Source organism: Sphingopyxis sp. YF1, from assembly GCF_022701295.1.
Classification (GTDB): Bacteria; Pseudomonadota; Alphaproteobacteria; order Sphingomonadales; family Sphingomonadaceae; genus Sphingopyxis.
The window spans coordinates 4,006,955-4,026,524 of sequence record NZ_CP033204.1; the positions used below are offsets into that span (position 1 = coordinate 4,006,955).

Genomic DNA, 19,570 nt, shown 5'->3' on the forward strand with positions numbered 1-19,570 from the left:
GCGCCGCGCACCCGGTATCATGGTCAAGCTCAACAAGATCTATACGCGCACCGGCGACGACGGCACCACCGGGCTCGTCGACGGGTCGCGCGTCGCCAAGTCCGATGCGCTGATGGCGGCGATCGGCGACGTCGATGAAGCGAACAGCGCGATCGGCATTGCCGCCGCCGTGCTCGACCCGGCGAGCGACGAAGCTGCGATGCTGTCGCGCATCCAGAACGAACTGTTCGACCTCGGGGCCGACCTTGCGACCCCGCCCGACATCCAGTTCGGTTTCGGACCGCACGAAATGGCGCTGCGCATCGTGCCCGGCCAGATCGCGCGGCTGGAGGACGAGATCGACGCGATGAACGCCGAACTCGGCGCGCTGCGCAGCTTCATCCTGCCCGGCGGCACCGAAGCCGCGGCGCGGCTGCACCTCGCGCGCGCCATCGCGCGCCGCGCCGAACGCGCGGCGGTGACCGCGGCGCAGGGGCGCGACCTCAACCCGATCGCGCTGTCCTATCTCAATCGCCTTTCGGACCATCTGTTCGTGCTCACCCGGCACATCAACGCAGCGGCGGGCGGTGACATCCTCTGGAAACCCGGCGCGACGCGCTGACGCAGGCATGGCGGCCGCCTGTCGGATCGCCTGTCGGATGGCCGTTATCGACCGATTGCGGACATAAGCCCGTCATGGCAGTCTATGCTCTCTGAGATTATTGGGAGGGGTTATGGGCTGGCCATGGTCGAAAAAGGAAGCAGCGCCGCCGCCCCTCGAAACTGTTACCAACACCGACCCCGAGCGCTACGTCGGCAAGCCGATGCTTCGATTATTGGAGCTTTATGTTCTCTGGTCAGTCGACCACCTCTCCGAGAACGACGCTTCACGCCTACAGGCAATGGCTCCAAAGCTTACCGGCACTTTCGGCGGCGACGGGACTTGGCAGAATGCAATCGCCACTGCGATGGAACTGCCCGAAAAAATGCCAGAACTAATCCGAGAAATGTGGACCAAGAATCAGCGGATCGCGGCCGCAAATGGCGTAAAACTACCTGCCCAGCAATTCGCCGAAATGTTCGTTGATACCAATCTCACTTGATAATCTGGAACGTCCGCTTCCCACCCCAAAGCCGACACCCCGTCGCAAGCGGTCAATCGCCTCGTGGGCGGCGTTGTTCCCTTAATGTTCTAGACAATCCATCGGTGTGCACCCATAATCGGGGCCAGCCGCGAAACCGAATCGCACCCCGGGGGATTATCTGCCCATGGCCAGCCGAACCGATGCTCCGTCCGCGACCGAGGCCGATCCGATCGAGGCGCTGACCCGGCGTTTCGCCGCGACGCGGCACCTGTCGCTCGATCTCGTCGCGACGTTGTCCGATGCCGACGCCAGCGTCCAGTCGATGCCCGACGCCTCGCCCGCCAAATGGCACCTCGCGCATACGACCTGGTTCTTCGAAACCTTCGTGCTGCGCGATCATCTTCCCGGATACCGGCTGTTCGACGAACGCTATCCCTTTCTTTTCAACAGCTATTACGAGGCCGAAGGCGCGCGCCACGCGCGCGCGCAACGCGGGCTGCTGACGCGCCCGTCGCTCGATGAAATCCGCGTCTGGCGCGCGCATGTCGATGCCGCGGTCCAGCGCGCGCTGCCCGATCTGCCGCGCGCAGCGCAGGCGCTCGTCACCCTCGGCATCCATCACGAACAACAGCATCAGGAATTGCTGCTTACCGACATCAAGCATCTCTTCGCGCAGAATCCGCTCGGCCCCGCGGTGTGGGAGCAGGGTGCGATTCAGTGTAAAGTTGCGCAGTTTTCGGCGCCTTTGACGCGCAGCGGGGACGCCGCGCCGATGCGCTGGGTGCGCGGCGCCGAGGGGGTGGTCGGCATCGGCCATGCCGGCGACGGCTTCGCCTTCGACTGCGAAGGCCCGCGCTTTTCGGCGCTCCTCACGCCGCACGCGCTTGCCAGCCGTCCCGTGACCAACGGCGAGTGGCAACAATTTATCGCCGACGGCGGCTATCGCACCGCGTCGCTCTGGCTCAGCGACGGCTGGGCTTGGGTGCAGGACAAGGATGTGGCGGCGCCCGCCTACTGGCAGGACGGGCGATATTTCACTCTCGCGGGCTGGCAGGACATCGATCCCGCGGCGCCGGTCACCCATATCAGCGTCTTCGAGGCCGACGCCTTCGCGAGCTGGGCCGGCGCGCGCCTGCCGACCGAAATCGAATGGGAGGCGGCGGCCGCCGTGCTCGACCCCGCCTCGGGCGCACAGCTCGATGCGGCCGGCCCCGTCCAGCCCGTCGCAGCGCCCGCCGCCGACACGGGCCTGCAACAGATGTTCGGCAGCGTGTGGGAATGGACCGGCAGCGCCTATCGTCCCTATCCTGGCTTCCGCGCCGCGCCCGGCGCGGTCGGCGAATATAATGGCAAGTTCATGAGCGGCCAGTTCGTGCTGCGCGGCGGCAGCGTCGCGACCCCGCGCGGCCATATGCGGCCGACCTGTCGCAACTTTTTCTACCCGCACCAGCGCTGGCAGTTCACCGGCGTGCGGCTCGCGAAGGATCTTTGACCATGGGCGTTGTGCGCAATCTTCGTCAGGTTTCGGCCGACGACGCCGGCGTCGACATGGCCTTTCGCGCCGACGTCCACGCCGGGCTGTCGCAGGCGCAAAAGGCGGTCCCCGCGCGCTGGTTCTACGATGCGACCGGATCGGCGTTGTTCGAGGATATCACCGCGCTCCCCGAATATTATCCGACACGCAGCGAAACCGGCCTGCTCACCCGCCACGCCGCCGATATCGCCGTGGCGGTCGGTCCCGGCCGCGCGGTGGTCGAACTGGGATCGGGCAGTTCGACCAAGACGCCGCTGCTGCTCGATGCGATTGCGCCCGCGGCCTATGTTCCGGTCGATATCTCGGGCGATTTTCTTCGCGACAGCGCGCTCGCGCTGGCGGCGCGCTTCCCGGGTCTCGCCATCTATCCGGTCGAGGCCGATTTCACCCAGCGCGTATCCTTGCCGCGCGAAATCGCCGCCTTGCCCAAACTCGGCTTCTTTCCCGGCTCGACGATCGGCAACATGGTCGCACGCACCGCCGTCGATCTTCTGCGGGATTGGCGCGAGGCGCTCGGCGACGGCGCTCTGCTGCTGATCGGTATCGACCGGATCAAGGATGTCGCGATTCTCGAACGGGCCTATGACGACCCCGCCGGGGTCACCGCGGCGTTCAATCTCAATCTGCTCGAACGCATCAACCGCGAACTCGGCGGGACGATCCCGGTCGAAAATTTCACCCATCGTGCGGTCTGGGACGACGTCCATGCGCGCATCGAAATGCACCTCGTCGCGGCCTGCGCCATGGACTTCACGGTCGACGGGCGCCGCTATCATATGGCGAAGGGCGAGACGATCCACAGCGAGAACAGCCATAAATATGGCCCGCGCGACGCGAACCTGCTGCTCCGCGCCGGCCGCTGGACACCCGTGGCGACCTGGGACGATGCCGACCCGGCCTTCGCGCTGATCCTCGCCCGGGCGACCGAGTTCCGCTCGGCTCCCTGATCCTCCACTCTTGACGAGACCGCGCCAGAATCTAGAGCAGCGGCCACGTCCTGACTCGTTCGTCCTGAGCTTGTCGAAGGACCGTCCTTCTCTTTCTTCAACGTTGAAAGAAAGAACAGCCCTTCGACAAGCTCAGGGCAAACGGAATATGGGATGATTGGATTGGCTGCCCGCAACGGGCGCGCGTGTGGATAAAAGGACAGGCATATGATCGTCGGCGTCATCGGGGCAGGGCAAATGGGCGCGGGTATCGCGCAGGTGTCGGCGGGAGCCGGCCACGATGTGCTGCTGTCCGACATCGACATCGCACGCGCCGAAGCGGGCAAGGTGGGGATCGCCAAGGGGCTTGCGCGCCTCGTGACCAAAGAGAAGATGACGCAGGCCGACGCCGACGCGCTGCTTGCGCGCATCACTCCCGTCGCCGATCATGCCGCTTTCGCACCCGCCGATCTCGTGATCGAGGCGGCGACCGAGCGCGAGGAAATCAAGCGCGCGATCTTCTCGAGCGTCGGCCCGCATCTCTCGGCCACCGCGATCCTCGCGTCGAACACCAGCTCGATCCCGATCACCCGCCTCGCGCAGGCGGCGCCCGATCCGGCGCGCTTCATCGGCGTCCATTTCTTCAACCCGGTACCGGTGATGGGCCTCATCGAACTGATCCGCGGCCTCGCGACCAGCGACGCCACGCTTCAGGCGGTCGAGGCCTATGGCCGCGGACTCGGCAAGGAGATCGTCCACGCCAACGACGCGCCGGGGTTCATCGTCAACCGCGTGCTGATGCCGCTGATCAACGAGGCGATCTTCGCGCTGGGCGAGGGCGTCGCGACGATGCAGGACATCGATGCCGGCTGCCGTTTGGGTCTCAACCATCCGATGGGGCCGATCACGCTCGCCGACTTCATCGGTCTCGACACCTGCCTCGAGATCATCCGCGTGCTCCAGAGCGGAACCGGCGACCCCAAATTCCGCCCCGCGCCGCTGCTCGTCCAATATGTCGAGGCGGGCTGGGTCGGCAAGAAAGCCGGGCGCGGCTTCTACGACTGGACCGGCGAGGCGCCCGTTCCGACGCGCTGATCGCCGTCGTCCCGCGCGCAGCCGGCTGGTCGGTGCGGGAGCCGAATCGGTTGCCGTGCGTTAGAGGTCGACAACCGAAGATCGCAACGGGAGCCTGACCATGTTTCGAAAAAGCCTCGCCTTTCTGCCGGTGCTCGGACTGATGGCGACGGTCCCGGTTTGCGCCCAGCAGGGCGCGCCCGAGCAGTCGACGATCAAGGAAACCGCCAATTCGGTGACCGAACCCTTCGACGGCAAGGAGGTCCCGCCGAAGCTGCTCGCGATCCAGGGCGATCCCTATTCGCTCGCCGGCTTCGGCAAATGCGCCGCGATCATCCGCGAGGTCGAGGAACTCAACGCCGTGCTCGGGCCCGACATCAACGAACGGGTCGACGAGAGCCTCGCCAAGAAGCGCGAGAAGACCGCGGGGCGCGTCGCGGGCAATGTGGCGGGCAGCTTCATTCCCTTCGGCGGGCTGATCGGCGAGGTCACCGGCGCCAACGCCGAACGGCGGCGCTATGCGATCGCGGTTTATGCCGGTACGGTACGGCGGGGCTTTTTGAAGGGGGTCGGGATCGAACGCGGCTGCAAGGCGCCGGCCCGGCCCTGAACCGGGGAAGGGGGAGGACGGATATCGCCAGCGATACGCCCGGATTCGATGTCGCCCGCGCGACCTTCGATCCTGCGACGCTGGCTTTCTATGCGGCCGAAGCGCCCGTCTACACTGCCAGCGGTGCAGGAGGTGTCAGCCGTCACCTCGCCGGCTTCGCCGACCGCCTGCCGCGCGGCGCGCGCGTCCTCGAACTGGGATGCGGCGGCGGGATCGATGCCGAATATCTGATCGGACGCGGCTTCGACGTCGATGTGACCGATGGTGTCGCCGAAATCGCGGCGCGGGCGGCTACGCGGCTCGGCCGGCGCGTTGCTGTTCTGCGCTTCGACGAACTCGACGTCGAGCGCGGCTATGATGCCGTGCTCGCGTCGGCGAGCCTGCTGCACGTGCCCCGTCCCGGATTGCCCGATATCCTGCATCGCATCTGGCGCGCGCTGCGCCCGGGGGGATGGCATCTTGCGAGTTACAAGGGCGGCGGGAGCGAGGGACGGGACCGCTTCGGGCGCTATTTCAACTATCTGTCGGCGGCCGACGCCGAAGCGGTGTATCGTCGGGCCGGCCCGTGGGGTTCGCTGGACATCGCCGAAGGGCTTGGCGGCGGTTATGACGGCGTCCAGGGACCGTGGGTTCGCGTTCTGACCCGTAAAGCAATGGAGGATGGCCAATGAACGTCGAGGATCTGCGCCCTTTCACCGTCGAGGTATCGCAGGCGGCGCTCGACGATCTCAAGGCGCGGCTCGCAAACACGCGCTGGCCCGAAAAGGAGACGGTCGACGACTGGGATCAGGGATTGCCGCTGGCTTATGCGCAGGACCTCGCCACCTATTGGCGCGGCGGTTACGACTGGCGCCGGATCGAGGCGCGGCTCAACGCGTGGCCCAACTATCTCGCGACGATCGACGACCTCGACATTCATTTTCTCCATATCCGCTCGGCGAGTCCCGCCGCGCGGCCGCTGGTGCTGACGCACGGTTGGCCGGGATCAATCCTCGAATTCCTCGACGTTATCGAACCGCTGTCGCGAGACTATCATCTCGTCATTCCCTCGCTTCCCGGTTACGGATTTTCGGGCAAGCCGGCCGAGGCGAAGTGGAGCGTCGAGCATATTGCCGCCGCGTGGGACGCGCTGATGCGGGGGCTCGGCTACGATCGCTATTTCGCGCAAGGCGGCGACTGGGGCAGTGCGGTGACCTGCGCGCTCGGCATGCACCACGCCGATCATTGCGCGGGTATCCACGTCAACATGGTTGTCGGCGCGCCGCCGTCCGACCTGATGACGGATCTCAGCGAGGCCGAGAAACTCTATCTCGCGCGCTTCGGCTGGTACCAGGCCAAGGACAGCGGCTATTCGACCCAGCAGGCGACGCGGCCGCAGACGCTCGGCTATGCCCTCACCGATTCGCCCGTCGGCCAGATGGCGTGGATCGTCGAGAAATGCCACGGCTGGACCGATTGCGGCCATGCACTGGGCGGCCAGTCGATCGGCGGCCACCCCGAAAAAGCGCTGTCGCGCGACGCGATGCTCGATACCGTCAGCCTCTATTGGCTGACCGCGAGCGCAGCCTCGTCGGCGCGGCTCTACTGGCACAGCTTCCGCGCGTTCGGCGCCGGCGAAATCCATGTGCCGACCGGTTGCAGCCTGTTCCCGAACGAAATCATGCGCCTGTCGCGGCGCTGGGCCGAGCGTCGCTACACCAACATCGTCTACTGGAACGAACCCTGCCGCGGCGGGCATTTCGCCGCGTGGGAACAGCCGGACCTGTTCGTGGACGAGGTGCGCGCGGCGCTCGCCTGCATGCGGCTCTGACCCGGGTCCGTTCGCGTCAATAGGCCGATCGCACGCAGAGCACGCCGGCCAGATATTCGCGGTTGCCGATGGTCTCCATCTGCTCGCGCGCCGACCCGTTCCAGCGATCGGGCGGCACCAGCTGCCTCCGCCCGATGGTGAAGAGCGCTATGGTGCGGGCGTCGTACCGGCGACCGGCGGCGCGACAGAATCGGCGGCGACCGGCGTGGCGGCCGGCGCCGGTTCGGGCGTCGTGAGCGGCGGGGTGACCGCCAGGATCAGTCCCGCGAGCGCTGCCGACATCAGGTTCGACAGGCTGCCCGCGAGCAGGGCCTTGAGCCCCAGTCGGGCGATCATCGGCCGCTGGTTCGGCGCGAGCCCGCCGGTCACCGCCATCTGGATCGCGATCGAGCTGAAATTGGCGAAACCGCACAACGCAAAGGTCGCGATCGCGACAGCCGCCAGCGACATGTCGCCCTGGACTTTGCCGAGGTCGATGAAGGCGACGAATTCGTTGAGCACCACCTTGGTCCCGAACAGACCGCCGACGACGGCGCTTTCATCCCACGGCACTCCCATCAGCCACATCACCGGGCGAAAGATCGCGCCGATGATCGCCTGGAACGACAGGCTCTCGTAACCGAACCAGCCACCGACGCCAGCGAGGATGCCGTTGGCGAGTGCGACGAGCGCGACGAAGGCAAGCACCATCGCACCGACCGCGACCGCCAGCTTGACCCCGGTCTGCGCGCCCTGTGCGGCTGCCATGATGATGTTCGCGGGCTTTTCCTCGTCGTGGCTAGCCTCGGGCATGATCACCGGTTCGATGCCCAGATCCTTGGGGTCGTCGGGCATCATGATCTTGGCCATCAGGATGCCGCCGGGCGCCGACATGAAGCTCGCGGCGAGCAGATAAGGCAGCAATTGCTCCCCGATCATGCTCGCATAGGCGCCGAGAATCGTGCCCGCGACGCCCGCCATGCCGACGGTCATGATCGTGAACAGCTGCGACGGGGTGAGGCTCGCGAGATAGGGGCGAATGACGAGCGGGCTTTCGCTCTGCCCGACGAAGATGTTTGCGGCGGCGCCGAGGCTCTCGACCTTGGTGATCCCGGTGACCTTCTGGATCGCGCCGCCGACCCATTTGATCACCAGTTGCATGATGCCCAGATAGTAGAGGATCGAGATCAGCGAGGCGAAGAAGATGATTACGGGCAGCGCGGCGATCGCGAAGCTGTGGCCGCCCATTTCGGGCGAAGCGAGCGGGCCGAAGATGAAATCCGTACCCGCCTTGGCATAGCCGAGCAGGTTGGAGACGCCGTTTGACATCGCCTGGATCGCGCTGCGGCCCCACGGCGTACCGATCACCAGCAGCGCGAAACCGGCCTGTAGCAGAAAGGCGGGGACGACGACGCGCAGCCGGATCCAGCGGCGATTCGACGAAAACAGCACGGCGATCGCGAGCAAGGCGACGATCCCGAGCAGACCGATAAGGCGTTCCATAACTTCTGTGCGTCCCCCGCAATTTACTTGCGCCTGTCTAGCGGGCTGAACGCACGGGGCAAGGGGCGGTGATCGCCGTTCGCCGCAGCGAGGGTGTCCGGTGCGACGGGCCGGCGTTTTCCCGCTCTGCACTGGTTCGGCTCGGGCCGGTTCGGGTTCTGGTTGTCGTTGCCGGCCGCGCGGGGCGGGGCAGGCGTCGCCAAGGCTGCCGAACGCGATCCGTGCCTTGCTCGCCGGGCACAGTCCGCCCGACTGACCGGCATCTTTCCAGCGCCCGAAAAAGCGACTATCGCGCGCCGATGACCGAACCCGCATCCACGGCGCTCCCGCGCACGCTATCGCCCTCGCTCTTTCTGTTCACGATCATCTACGGCGGCATGGTCGTGCTTGCCGGGGTGCTCGGAAACAAGCAGGTCGCGCTCGGCGACTGGCTCGCGGTCGAGGCAGGGATCTTTGCCTTCCTGCTGCTTGTTGCGCTGTCGAGCAGCGTCGCCGAACTGCACGGACAATCGGTCGCGAACCGGCTCGTGCTTTGGGGTTTCGTGCCGCTGGTCCTCTCGATCATGCTCACCGCGCTGGTGCTGGCGCTTCCGGCCTCGCCCGAAATGCAGCCCGAACGGCTTGCCTCGTTCGACATGATCCTGGGTCAGAGCCCGCGCCTGATGGCGGCAGGGATCGTCGCCTATGGCACGTCGCAATTCCTCAACGTCACCATCTTTTCCAAGCTGCGCGGGCGCGAAGGCGCGAGCGGATCGACCTGGCTTGCGATCCGCGGCGCGATCGCCAGCGCGCTCAGCCAGATCGTCGACACCTTGCTGTTCGTCACCATCGCCTTTTACGGCGTATTCCCGATCGCCAACCTGATGGGCGGACAGATGCTGGCGAAGGTCGCGCTGTCGATCCTCGTCATTCCGTTCGTCATCACGGGGCTCGTCGCGCTCGGCCGCAATCTCGACGCCAAGGGAGGCGTCGCATGAGCCAGCTTCCCGATCCCGCCAGCCGTCCCGAGCTGCTCGCCAAGGCCGAAACGCTCGTCGAGGCGCTGCCCTATCTTCAGCGCTACGCCGGCGAGACCTTCGTGATCAAATATGGCGGCCATGCCATGGGCGATCCCGAGGCGCAGCGCGACTTCGCCGAAGATGTCGTGCTTTTGAAGGCGGTAGGCATCAACCCGGTGGTCGTCCACGGCGGCGGACCGCAGATCGGGCGGATGCTGAAGCAGCTCGGCATCGAATCGCAGTTCATCGGCGGACTGCGCGTCACCGACGCCGCCACCGCCGAAGTCGCGGAGATGGTCCTCGCGGGGAAGATCAACAAGGAAATCGTCAGCTGGATCGCCGGGCTCGGCGGGCGGGCGGTCGGCCTGTCGGGGAAGGACGCCAATCTGGTGCTTGCCGAAAAGGTCACGCGCAGCGAGCCCGATCCCAATTCGGGGATCGAGCGCCACGTCGATCTGGGTTTTGTCGGCGAGCCGGTCGCGGTCGATCCGACGATCCTCAACAATCTGGCCAAGGACAATTTCATTCCCGTCGTCGCACCCGTCGCGCTCGGTGCCGACGGGGCGACATATAATATCAACGCCGACACCATGGCGGGCGCGATCGCAGGCGCGCTCGGTGCCAAGCGCTTCTTCCTATTGACCGACGTCGCCGGGGTGCTCGACAAGGGCGGCACCCTGCTCACCGATCTCGACCGCTCGGGCATCGACGGGCTGAAAGACGACGGGACGATCACGGGGGGGATGATTCCCAAGGTCGACACCTGCCTCGCCGCGGTCGACAGCGGCGTCGAAGCCGCGGTCATCCTCGACGGCCGCGTGCCGCATGCGATGCTGCTGGAAATTTTCACCGCCAGGGGTGCAGGGACGCTCATTCACCGCTAGTGTGCCGTTCTCGACCATCCGGCCGGAGCCCCCAATGTATTTGATGTTTCTCCAGATCCTGTCGATCCTCCTCAATATCCTGTGGTGGATCATCATCGTGCAGGCGGTGATGTCGTGGCTGCTCGCCTTCAACGTCATCAATACCCACAATGAATTCGTCCGCCAGCTGTGGCTGGTGCTCGAGCGTATCACCGAGCCGCTCTATCGCCCGATCCGCAAGATCATGCCCGATTTCGGCGGGATCGACCTGACGCCGATGGTGGTGCTGATCCTGCTGATCATCGTCCGGGGGCCGGTGATGAACTATCTCTACACGATCGGTATCAACGCAGGATTGATGTAATCCGATGACGACAAGCAACGACAGCCAGGCGCATGTGATCGACGGCAAGGCTTTTGCCGCGGGGCTGCGCGCGCGCATCGCGGACGCGGTTCCGGCGTTCGAAGCGGCGACCGGGCGCGCTCCCGGGCTCGCGGTGGTGCTGGTCGGCGACGATCCGGCGAGCGCGGTCTATGTCGGGTCGAAGGGCAAGGCGACGATCGCCGCCGGCATGATGAGCTTCGAGCATCGGTTGCCTGCGACCGCGACGCAGGACGAGGTCGAGGCATTGCTCGCGGCGCTCAACGCCGACGAGGCGGTCGACGGTATCCTGCTGCAACTGCCGCTGCCGGCCCATCTCGACGAACAGCGTGCGGTCGCGACGATCGACCCCGACAAGGATGTCGACGGCCTCACCCCGGTCAGCGCCGGACGGCTCGCGCTCGGTATCCCCGGCATGGTGCCCTGTACCCCCTATGGCTGCCTGCTGCTGCTTCAGGACCGGCTCGGCGACCTGTCGGGCAAGGACGCGATCGTCGTCGGTCGCTCGATCCTCGTCGGCAAGCCGATGGCGGCGCTGCTGCTCGGCGCCAACGCCACTGTCACCATGGCGCACAGCCGCACGCGGGACCTGCCTGATCTGGTGCGGCGCGCCGACATCGTCGTCGCCGCCGTCGGGCGCGCCGAGATGGTCAAGGGCGACTGGATCAAGCCGGGCGCGGTCGTGATCGACGTCGGCATCAACCGCCTGCCGGCCGCTGACGGCGCTTCGAAAGGACGGCTCGTGGGCGACGTCGATTATGCGTCGGTGCTGCCGCTTGCCTCGGCGGTTACCCCGGTTCCGGGCGGCGTCGGTCCGATGACGATCGCCTGCCTGCTCCGCAATACGCTCGTCGCGGCGCACCGCCGCGCGGGCCTCGACGATCCGGAGGGTTTCTGATGCGTCGCCTGTTCGCCGCCGCACTCGTGGGAGCGCTGCTCGCCGGCTGCGCGGGGCAGCCCGGGGACGCCCGCAATCGGCCGCTCGGCCCCAACCCCAGCGGTTTTGTCGCCGCCGAGATCGCCTTTGCGCGGCTGGCGCAGGAAAAGGGGCAGTGGACGGCCTTTCGCGAAACGTCGGCGCCCGATGCGGTGATGTTCGTGCCGCAGCGGGTGAAGGCGCGCGACTGGCTCAAGACGCAGAAGGACCCGGCGCAGGCGGTGGTGTGGCAACCGCACGCGGTCTATGTCAGCTGCGACGGCAATGTCGGCGCGACGACCGGCGCATGGCAGAAGGGCTCCGCGAACGGTTATTTCAGCACCGTCTGGCTGCGCGATCCCAAGAGCGGCGAGACGCGCTGGATCCTCGACCATGGCGACACGCTTGCGGCGCCGCGCGAAGCGCCCGATTTCATCGAATCGAAACAGGCGAGCTGCGGCTCGCGGCCGGGTACCGCGGTCGATGGTGGCGGTGAGGGCGAAGACCGCGCCGTCGGCCTGTCGCCCGACCAGACGCTGAGCTGGACCTCGGTCGTCGCCCCCGACGGCGCGCGGCGCGTCACCGTCCGCCTGTGGGACGGCACCGCGATGCAGCCCGTGATCGACGACCGTGTCGCGGCGCCCGCGCCCCGGCCCTGACGATGCTCGACCTTTTCATTTCGGCGTTTGTCACGCTCTTCGTGGTGATCGACCCCCCGGGGTGCGCGCCGATCTATGCCAGCCTGACCACCGGGGCGAGCGCGGCGCAGCGCCGCGCGATGGCGCTGCGCGCGACGTTCATCGCCGGCTGCATCCTCGTCTTTTTCGCGATGTTCGGCGAGGCGCTGCTCAGCTTCCTGCACATCGACCTCGACAGTTTCCGCATCGCGGGCGGGATCATGCTGTTCATGATCGCGATCGACATGGTGTTCGAAAAGCGCACCGAACGCCGCGAGCAGCGCGCCGAGAAGATCAAGGCGACCCCCGAGGTCGAGGATGTCTCGGTCTTTCCGATGGCGATGCCGATGCTCGCCGGGCCGGGATCGATCGCCTCGGTGATGCTGCTCGTGTCGCAGAACAACGGGCTCGACCGCGCCGTGGTGATCTTCGGGGCGCTGCTGCTCGTGCTGCTGCTGACGCTGGCCGCGCTGCTGACGGCGGGGCCGCTGATGCGGCTGATCGGGCACAAGGGCGAGGCGGTGATCACCCGCCTGCTCGGGGTGCTGCTCGCCGCGCTCGCGGCGCAGTTCGTCATCGACGGGCTCAAGGCGAGCTTCCCCTCGCTGGGCTAGACGCAAAAAGGGCGCCGCCCGCAGGCGACGCCCCTTTCATCCACGAGAGTGGAAATCAGCGCGCCGCGTTGACGTCGTTCTGCGTCACCGGGGCGATGCGGATCTCGACGCGGCGGTTGCACTGATAGTCGGCCTCGCTGCGTTCGGGGCTGCACTTCAGCTGCGATTCGCCGTAGCCGAGCGTCGCCATGCGCGCGCGCTGGATGCCGCGGCCCGCCAGATAGTCGGCGACCGACGCGGCGCGGCGTTCGGACAGCCCCTGATTATAGCTGTCGCTGCCCGTCGAATCGGTGTGGCCATAGACGTCGATATAGGTGCTCGGATATTCGGCGAGCGTCGAGGCGACATTGTCGAGCGCGCTGCGGAACTGCGACTTCACCATCGCGCTGTTGAGGTCGAAGGTGACGTCGCCGGGCATGTTGAGCACGAGCTGGTCGCCCTGCCGTTCGACGTCGATGCCGGTGCCCGCGGTGCGTTCGCGCAGCTTCTTTTCCTGCTGGTCCATATAATAGCCGACCCCCGCGCCGGCGACCGCGCCGATGCCGGCGCCGACGATTTCCTCGGTGCGGCTGTTGCGACCGCCGATCAGGTCGCCGAGCAGATAGCCGCCCAGCGCGCCGCCGACGCCGCCGATCGCGGCCTTCGAGATGCGCTTTTCGCCCGTTTCGGGATCGGTGACGCAGCCGGTCAGCGCGACGGCGGCGATGCTGGCGAGGGCGGTGAGTTTGATGGTCCTGATATTCATTGGGTGCGCTCCCTTTTTGGCGCGCCGGCTGGTCCCGGTCGCGCTGTTACGTGCCGATAACATCCGGCTGCCGATCTGGTTCCATCGTTCGCCTGAACGCGCGCTGAGCGCAAGCGTGGCGATCCCATTGTGCAATGCGGCGGCTTTCGCTTATAGGGGGCCATGACCGAAGCTGACAGGGGCATGGCGCGACCGCGCCGCACGACCGCCCGATGAGCCCTTTTCCCTGGTCGGACGTCGCGATCATCGCGATCCTCGTCCTCCTCAACGGCCTGTTCGCCATGTCCGAACTCGCGATCGTCTCGGCGCGCGACCCGCGCCTCCAGGCCGCCGAGAAGCGTGGCAGCCGGGGCGCGAAGGTCGCGCGCCAGCTCGCCGCCGACCCCGGGCGCTTCCTGTCGACGGTGCAGGTCGGAATCACGCTGATCGGCATCCTCGCGGGCGCCTATTCGGGCGCCAGTCTCGGCCAGCCGGTCGGCGAGCGGTTGCAGGCGCTGTTCGGCCTTGACGACGAGACCGCGCTGACCGCGGGCTTTGCGGTGGTGATCGCGCTGACGACCTACGCATCGCTGATCGCGGGCGAACTGGTGCCCAAGCAGTTCGCGCTGCGTGCCCCCGAACGCATCGCGATCTTCGTCGCGCCGATCATGTACTGGCTGTCGCGAATCGCCGCGCCGCTCGTCTGGCTGCTCGACAATAGTTCGGGCCTCGTCTTCCGCCTGCTCGGCCTGAGCCGCGAATCGGAAGACCGGGTGACCGCCGAGGAACTGCACCTGATCGTCGCCGAGGCGTCGAAGTCGGGGGTGATCGAGGAAAGCGAGCGCGCGATCATCTCGGGCGTCGTGCGGCTCGCCGACCGGCCGGTGCGCGAAGTGATGACGCCGCGCAAGGACGTCGACTGGATCGACATCGCCGCCGACGCCGACACGGTGCGCGCCAAGCTGCTCGAAAGCCCGCACACGCGCCTGCCGGTCGCGCGCGGCTCGGTCGACGACATCATCGGCATCGTCCAGGCGCGCGACATCGCCGCCGCGCTGTTCCGCGGGCAGATACTCGACCTCGAGCAGCTCACCCGCTCGGCGAAGGTCATCCACGACCAGATCGACGCGATGGACGCGCTCGAGAATCTGCGCCTCGCCGAAGTGCCGATGCTGCTCGTCCACGACGAATATGGTCATTTCGAAGGGCTGGTGACCCCCGCCGACCTGATGTCGGCGATCGCCGGCGAATTCGCGTCGGATCAGGACATCGGCAGCGAACCCTTCGTCACCGAGCGCGAGGACGGCAGCCTGCTGATCGCGGGGTCGATGCCCGCCGACCAGATGGCCGAACGGCTGGGCATCGAGCTCGCCGACGACCGCGACTATGCAACCGCCGCGGGGCATGCGCTCGCGATCCTCAAGCATCTGCCGGTCGAGGGCGAGCATTTCACCAACAGCGGCTGGCGCTTCGAGATCGTCGACATGGACGGGCGCAAGATCGACAAATTGCTGGTCAGCGAAGTGCGGCGGCCGAAAGGCGAAGAGGGCGAGTGACGCCGCGCGGCCGCTAAAGCGACAAAATATACGGACGTACGCCGTCATTCTGTCTCCTTTGTCGCGTCAGGCGGGCGGGGCGGCCTCGCCTCGTCGCGGAGCGCGGCGTGGATGACGGCCATGTCCGGACCCCCGCTGACATCGACCGCGCCGCCTTTGAGGATGCGAACGGTCGTCACGCCATTGAGCGCGCGGTCCATTGCGATGCTATATTGGTGCGTCCGCCCCATCGAGATGGCGCGGTCCCATGCGGCGGCGAAGCTCGACGCCCCCGGCCGGTCGCGCAGGCGATAGGCCGAGGCGCGGCCGATGCCGACCGCGCGCGCCGCCCTTCCCACCGACCCCATCGCCCCGAGCGCGCGGATGAAGCGCGCCTGCGCCTCGGGCGTCCAGCCGTCGGCGCGGCGGCGCTGTTGCGGCACGGGGATGAAGGCAAGGGCGCTGCCGGCGAGCAGCGGAGCGCCTGGGTTCTGCGGGGCGATCGGTTTCATTGACCAGCTTGGATCATGGCGCGACAATTTAGGAAAGCGCTTTCTTGCGCCGTCGGGGGCGGATCGATGGAGGCTTAGGGGGTCGGAAGCGGCCTTTGCCTGAACTGTCCCCCTGCGGTCACAAGGAGGATTATCCGATGGCCGCTATCGTGCGCCGACCGGCGTCGGCGTTGCGCCTCAGTCGTTGACGAGCAGTGCGAGCTTGACCCGCGCGGTGCCGCTGCGGTGCATGCCGATCTCGCGCGCCGCGGCGTGGCTGACGTCGATCACGCGGCCGTGCGAAAAGGGGCCGCGGTCGTTGATGCGGACGATCACGCTGTCGCCGTTCGAGACGTTGGTGACGCGCACCTTGCTGCCGAAGGGCAGGGTGCGGTGCGCGGCGGTGAGTTCGTCGGGGTCGAAGCGCTCGCCGCTCGCGGTGCGATTGCCTTCGAGTTCGCGGCCGTAATAGCTCGCCATGCCGCCGTCGATCACGGTCTCGACTTCGGCCGAAGCGGCCGGCTGTTCGTCGATTTCCGCGTCCTGCGCGGCGGCCGATGCCACGAGCAGAAGCGGCATCACCATGGTAAAAAGAGCCCGCATGGCATCCTCCCCTTTTGGTGGAGGCGCCCAAAGCAGCGGCGGCGCGCCGAGGCAAGCCGCCGCGCGTCAAGTTGAAGCGATTTTGCGCCCACCTGCGGGAAAACGGGCCCGAGCCGCCCTCGGCCCGGCCCCGGCAAGCCGCGGTCAGACGTCGAGATTCGCGACCGAAAGCGCGTTGGTCTGGATGAAATCGCGCCGCGGCTCGACCTCGTCGCCCATCAGTCGCTCGAAAATTTCGTGCGCGACGTCGGCCTGTTCGGCCTCGACGCGCAGCAGCGAGCGGTTGGCGGGATCGAGCGTGGTTTCCCAGAGCTGCTCGGCGTTCATCTCGCCCAGCCCCTTGTAGCGGCTGATCGCCAGTCCCTTGCGGCTGTGCGCGAAGATCGCGTCGAGCAGTTCGGACGGGCGCGTCACGGCGACCGCCTTGGCGTTGCTCGCCGTGGTCTCGGCCTCTTCCTCGGCATCGGGCTCGACGGCGGCCGCTGCGGCGGAGGTGCCCGCCTTTACCAGACGCCCGGGGGCGCCGTAGGTGTCGGCCTGCGCCTGCGCGAGGCTGTGGAGGCGGCGCGCTTCCTGGCTGGCGAGGAAGGCGGCGTCGATCGCATGATGGTCGCTCACCCCGCGCCAGCGGCGCTCGAGCGTATAGCCGCCACCCTCGACCGCATCGACGGTCCACACCGCCTCGCTGCCGCCGGTCAGCGCGCGTTCGGCGGCGCCGAGCCATTTGGCGGCGGTGCCGGCGGCGCTGTGGCGGCCCGCGGTGTCGATCGCCGGATCGAGCGCGCCCGCAAAGGCCAGCGCCTCGACAAGCCGGTGGTCGAGGCTGCGCGGCACATAGCGCATCAGCGCGCGCAGCTTGCGGCCGTGCTCGATCAGCTCGCGCAGGTCGTTGCCCGAGCGCGCACCGCCCGAGGTTTCGAAGACCAGCGCGTCGATCCCGGCGTCGACCAGATAATTTTCGAGCGCGGCATCGTCCTTGAGATAGACCTCGCTGCGGCCCTTGGTCACCTTGTAGAGCGGCGGCTGGGCGATGTAGAGATGCCCCGCCTCGATGATCTCGGGCATCTGGCGATAGAAGAAGGTGAGCAGCAGCGTGCGGATATGCGCGCCGTCGACGTCGGCGTCGGTCATGATCACGATCTTGTGATAGCGCAGCTTGTCGAGGTTGAACTCGTCGCGGATGCCGGTGCCGAGCGCCTGGATCAGCGTGCCGACTTCCTTCGACGAGATGATGCGGTCGAACCGCGCGCGCTCGACGTTGAGGATCTTGCCTTTCAGCGGCAGGATCGCCTGCACATGCCGGTCGCGGCCCTGCTTCGCCGAGCCGCCCGCCGAGTCACCCTCGACGAGGAAGAGTTCGCACTTCGAGGGATCGCGTTCCTGGCAGTCGGCGAGCTTGCCGGGCAGCGAGGCGATATCCATCGCGCCCTTGCGCCGCGTCAGCTCGCGCGCCTTCTTCGCGGCCTCGCGCGCCGCGGCGGCGTCGATGACCTTCTGGATCACCGCTTTCGCATGCGCCGGGTTTTCCTCGAGCCATTCGGTCATCCGGTCGGCCATCAGGCTTTCGAGCGGCTGGCGGACTTCGGAGGACACGAGCTTGTCCTTGGTCTGCGAGCTGAACTTGGGGTCGGGCAGCTTGACCGAAACGATCGCGGTCAGCCCCTCGCGCATGTCGTCGCCGGTGAGGCTGACCTTCTCCTTCTTGAGCAGCCCCGACTTGTCGCCATAGCCGTTGAGCGTGCGCGTCAGCGCGGCGCGGAACGCCGCGAGGTGCGTGCCGCCGTCGCGCTGCGGGATGTTGTTGGTGAAGCAGAGGACATTTTCATAATAGCTGTCGTTCCACTCGAGCGCGACGTCGATGCCGATGCCGTCGCGCTCGCTGCTGATCGCGATCGGATCGGGGAGCAGCGGATTCTTGTTGCGGTCGAGATATTTGACGAACGCCGCGATCCCGCCCTCGTAGAAGAGGTCGTGCGTGACATGCTCGGCGTGGCGCGCGTCGACGAGCTTGATGCGCACCCCCGAGTTGAGGAAGGCGAGCTCGCGATAGCGGTGCTCGAGCTTGTCGAAATCGAATTCGGTGACGTTCTTGAAGGTGTCGGTCGACGCGAAGAAGGTCACGCGCGTGCCCTTCTTGCCTGCCGGTGCGGGGCCGTTGACCTTGAGCGGCGCGACCGAATCGCCATGCTCGAAGCGCATCCAATGCTCTTCGCCGTCGCGCCAGATCGTCAGTTCGAGCCATTCCGAGAGCGCGTTGACGACCGAGACGCCGACGCCGTGGAGGCCGCCCGACACCTTGTAGGCATTGTCGTCGCTGGTGTTCTCGAACTTCCCGCCGGCGTGGAGCTGGGTCATGATGACCTCGGCCGCCGAAATGCCTTCCTCGGCGTGGATCCCGGTCGGGATGCCGCGGCCGTTGTCCTCGACGCTGACCGACCCGTCGCTGTTCAAGGTGATCAGGACAAGGTCGCAGTGGCCCGCGAGCGCCTCGTCGATCGCATTGTCGCTGACCTCGAACACCATGTGATGCAGGCCCGACCCGTCGTCGGTGTCGCCGATATACATGCCCGGGCGCTTGCGTACCGCGTCGAGGCCCTTGAGAACCTTGATCGAATCGGCGCCATAGGCATTGGCATTGGGCTGCTTGGCGCCGCTTTCGGGCGCGGGATTCTCAGGGGTGTCCGTCATGACGATTATATAGGGTCCGCCCCCGAAAAACCCAAGCGAAAATGCGGCTCTCGGCGCGTCCGGATGGAGCGTTGCGCCGCTGCGCCGCGGCGGCTAGTTTCGCGGCATGACCCATCGTCTCCCCGTTTCGCTCGCCGGCCTCGCCCTCCTTGCGCTCGCCGCCTGTTCGCAGCCCGCGCCCCCCGCCGACAACGCCCCCGCGGTCGCGGGCGAGCCGCTCGCGACGCGCGCGGTGATGATCGGCACCGAAGGCCCCAGCCTGCCCGCCTGTTCGAGCGTCAGCCGCGTCAAGGACGGCGGCACCGACGTCTATTGGGCGCCGGGCGAGACGCGCGCGGTCAAGGCGAAACTCGCGGGCGGCGCGCGCGTGTCGCTGTGCGAGGCGACCGACGACGACGCCTGGTTCGGCGTCGTGTTTCCGCCGCCGGGGCAGGACGATACGCTGTGCGGCATCGGCAAGAGCGTGCGCAACGCGCGCGAATATCAGGGGCCGTGCCGCTGGGGCTGGATCAAGGGCGGCACGGTGCGGCTCGGCGCCTAAAGCATCGTGCGTTAAACTCGCATCATCCCTAAGCCCGT

Annotated in this window: 21 protein-coding genes; 16 read left to right on the plus strand and 5 right to left on the minus strand. The window is 67.0% G+C overall.

Annotated elements, in window-relative coordinates; genetic code table 11:
- The first annotated feature begins 19 nt into the window (after positions 1-19).
- The 8 genes from EAO27_RS19325 to EAO27_RS19360 all read left to right on the plus strand — a co-directional run bounded on the left by EAO27_RS19325 (position 20) and on the right by EAO27_RS19360 (position 7,018).
- Positions 20-601 (plus strand): cob(I)yrinic acid a,c-diamide adenosyltransferase, encoded by a 582-nt coding sequence (locus tag EAO27_RS19325; RefSeq protein ID WP_242773908.1) that lies wholly within the window; start codon positions 20-22, stop codon positions 599-601.
- Positions 602-713: 112 nt separating this feature from the next.
- The gene (locus EAO27_RS19330) at positions 714-1,082 is read left to right on the plus strand and encodes a hypothetical protein (protein WP_242773910.1); all 369 of its coding nucleotides are present in this window, start codon (positions 714-716) and stop codon (positions 1,080-1,082) included.
- A gap of 166 nt (positions 1,083-1,248) precedes the next feature.
- Complete coding sequence (egtB, locus tag EAO27_RS19335) at positions 1,249-2,556, plus strand: ergothioneine biosynthesis protein EgtB (protein ID WP_242773913.1); 1,308 nt, start codon at positions 1,249-1,251, stop codon at positions 2,554-2,556.
- A 2-nt stretch (positions 2,557-2,558) separates the two neighbouring features.
- Positions 2,559-3,545 (plus strand): L-histidine N(alpha)-methyltransferase, encoded by a 987-nt coding sequence (gene egtD, locus EAO27_RS19340; protein ID WP_242773915.1) that lies wholly within the window; start codon positions 2,559-2,561, stop codon positions 3,543-3,545.
- A 207-nt stretch (positions 3,546-3,752) separates the two neighbouring features.
- Positions 3,753-4,619: a 3-hydroxyacyl-CoA dehydrogenase NAD-binding domain-containing protein gene (locus EAO27_RS19345; RefSeq protein WP_242773917.1), complete on the plus strand. Its 867-nt coding sequence runs from the start codon at positions 3,753-3,755 to the stop codon at positions 4,617-4,619.
- A gap of 100 nt (positions 4,620-4,719) precedes the next feature.
- Positions 4,720-5,208, plus strand: coding sequence for a hypothetical protein (locus EAO27_RS19350; protein WP_242773920.1), 489 nt, complete (start codon positions 4,720-4,722; stop codon positions 5,206-5,208).
- 80 nt (positions 5,209-5,288) lie between these two features.
- Positions 5,289-5,879: a class I SAM-dependent methyltransferase gene (locus EAO27_RS19355; RefSeq protein WP_278190170.1), complete on the plus strand. Its 591-nt coding sequence runs from the start codon at positions 5,289-5,291 to the stop codon at positions 5,877-5,879.
- The gene (locus EAO27_RS19360; RefSeq protein WP_242773923.1) at positions 5,876-7,018 is read left to right on the plus strand and encodes an epoxide hydrolase family protein; all 1,143 of its coding nucleotides are present in this window, start codon (positions 5,876-5,878) and stop codon (positions 7,016-7,018) included. Before EAO27_RS19355 ends, EAO27_RS19360 begins: the two co-directional genes overlap by 4 nt.
- Before the next feature lie 147 nt (positions 7,019-7,165).
- Here EAO27_RS19360 and EAO27_RS19365 read toward each other — a convergent pair whose 3' ends face one another.
- On the minus strand, positions 7,166-8,500 hold the full coding sequence (locus EAO27_RS19365; RefSeq protein ID WP_242773926.1) for a NupC/NupG family nucleoside CNT transporter: 1,335 nt from the start codon (positions 8,498-8,500) through the stop codon (positions 7,166-7,168).
- A 299-nt stretch (positions 8,501-8,799) separates the two neighbouring features.
- On the opposite strand from EAO27_RS19365, the gene EAO27_RS19370 reads away from it, so the two are divergent.
- The 6 genes from EAO27_RS19370 to EAO27_RS19395 are packed head-to-tail and all read left to right on the plus strand — an operon-like array spanning position 8,800 to position 12,950.
- Positions 8,800-9,477 carry a queuosine precursor transporter gene (locus EAO27_RS19370; RefSeq protein WP_242773930.1) on the plus strand — a complete coding sequence of 226 codons (678 nt, stop codon included), beginning with the start codon at positions 8,800-8,802 and terminating at the stop codon, positions 9,475-9,477.
- Positions 9,474-10,382: an acetylglutamate kinase gene (gene argB, locus EAO27_RS19375; RefSeq protein ID WP_242773933.1), complete on the plus strand. Its 909-nt coding sequence runs from the start codon at positions 9,474-9,476 to the stop codon at positions 10,380-10,382. The genes EAO27_RS19370 and argB overlap by 4 nt, the downstream gene beginning before the upstream one ends.
- Before the next feature lie 34 nt (positions 10,383-10,416).
- Entirely contained in the window at positions 10,417-10,725 is a 309-nt protein-coding gene (locus tag EAO27_RS19380; protein ID WP_242773935.1) for a YggT family protein, read from the plus strand.
- A 4-nt stretch (positions 10,726-10,729) separates the two neighbouring features.
- Positions 10,730-11,641, plus strand: coding sequence for a bifunctional methylenetetrahydrofolate dehydrogenase/methenyltetrahydrofolate cyclohydrolase FolD (gene folD, locus EAO27_RS19385; protein ID WP_242773937.1), 912 nt, complete (start codon positions 10,730-10,732; stop codon positions 11,639-11,641).
- Positions 11,641-12,318 (plus strand): hypothetical protein, encoded by a 678-nt coding sequence (locus tag EAO27_RS19390; RefSeq protein WP_242773940.1) that lies wholly within the window; start codon positions 11,641-11,643, stop codon positions 12,316-12,318. Before folD ends, EAO27_RS19390 begins: the two co-directional genes overlap by 1 nt.
- A gap of 2 nt (positions 12,319-12,320) precedes the next feature.
- Positions 12,321-12,950: a MarC family protein gene (locus tag EAO27_RS19395; protein WP_242773943.1), complete on the plus strand. Its 630-nt coding sequence runs from the start codon at positions 12,321-12,323 to the stop codon at positions 12,948-12,950.
- A gap of 55 nt (positions 12,951-13,005) precedes the next feature.
- Here EAO27_RS19395 and EAO27_RS19400 read toward each other — a convergent pair whose 3' ends face one another.
- Positions 13,006-13,695 (minus strand): OmpA family protein, encoded by a 690-nt coding sequence (locus tag EAO27_RS19400; RefSeq protein ID WP_242773946.1) that lies wholly within the window; start codon positions 13,693-13,695, stop codon positions 13,006-13,008.
- A gap of 212 nt (positions 13,696-13,907) precedes the next feature.
- On the opposite strand from EAO27_RS19400, the gene EAO27_RS19405 reads away from it, so the two are divergent.
- Entirely contained in the window at positions 13,908-15,230 is a 1,323-nt protein-coding gene (locus tag EAO27_RS19405) for a hemolysin family protein (protein ID WP_242773949.1), read from the plus strand.
- Between the two features lie 44 nt (positions 15,231-15,274).
- Here EAO27_RS19405 and EAO27_RS19410 read toward each other — a convergent pair whose 3' ends face one another.
- From EAO27_RS19410 to gyrB, 3 genes are all read right to left on the minus strand, one after another.
- Positions 15,275-15,721 (minus strand): hypothetical protein, encoded by a 447-nt coding sequence (locus EAO27_RS19410; RefSeq protein ID WP_242773952.1) that lies wholly within the window; start codon positions 15,719-15,721, stop codon positions 15,275-15,277.
- A gap of 177 nt (positions 15,722-15,898) precedes the next feature.
- Complete coding sequence (locus EAO27_RS19415; RefSeq protein ID WP_242773955.1) at positions 15,899-16,303, minus strand: septal ring lytic transglycosylase RlpA family protein; 405 nt, start codon at positions 16,301-16,303, stop codon at positions 15,899-15,901.
- Between the two features lie 144 nt (positions 16,304-16,447).
- Entirely contained in the window at positions 16,448-18,991 is a 2,544-nt protein-coding gene (gene gyrB, locus EAO27_RS19420; protein WP_242773962.1) for a DNA topoisomerase (ATP-hydrolyzing) subunit B, read from the minus strand.
- Positions 18,992-19,097: 106 nt separating this feature from the next.
- Between gyrB and EAO27_RS19425 the strand changes: the two genes are divergently transcribed.
- Entirely contained in the window at positions 19,098-19,532 is a 435-nt protein-coding gene (locus tag EAO27_RS19425) for a hypothetical protein (protein ID WP_242773965.1), read from the plus strand.
- Positions 19,533-19,570 lie beyond the last annotated feature (38 nt).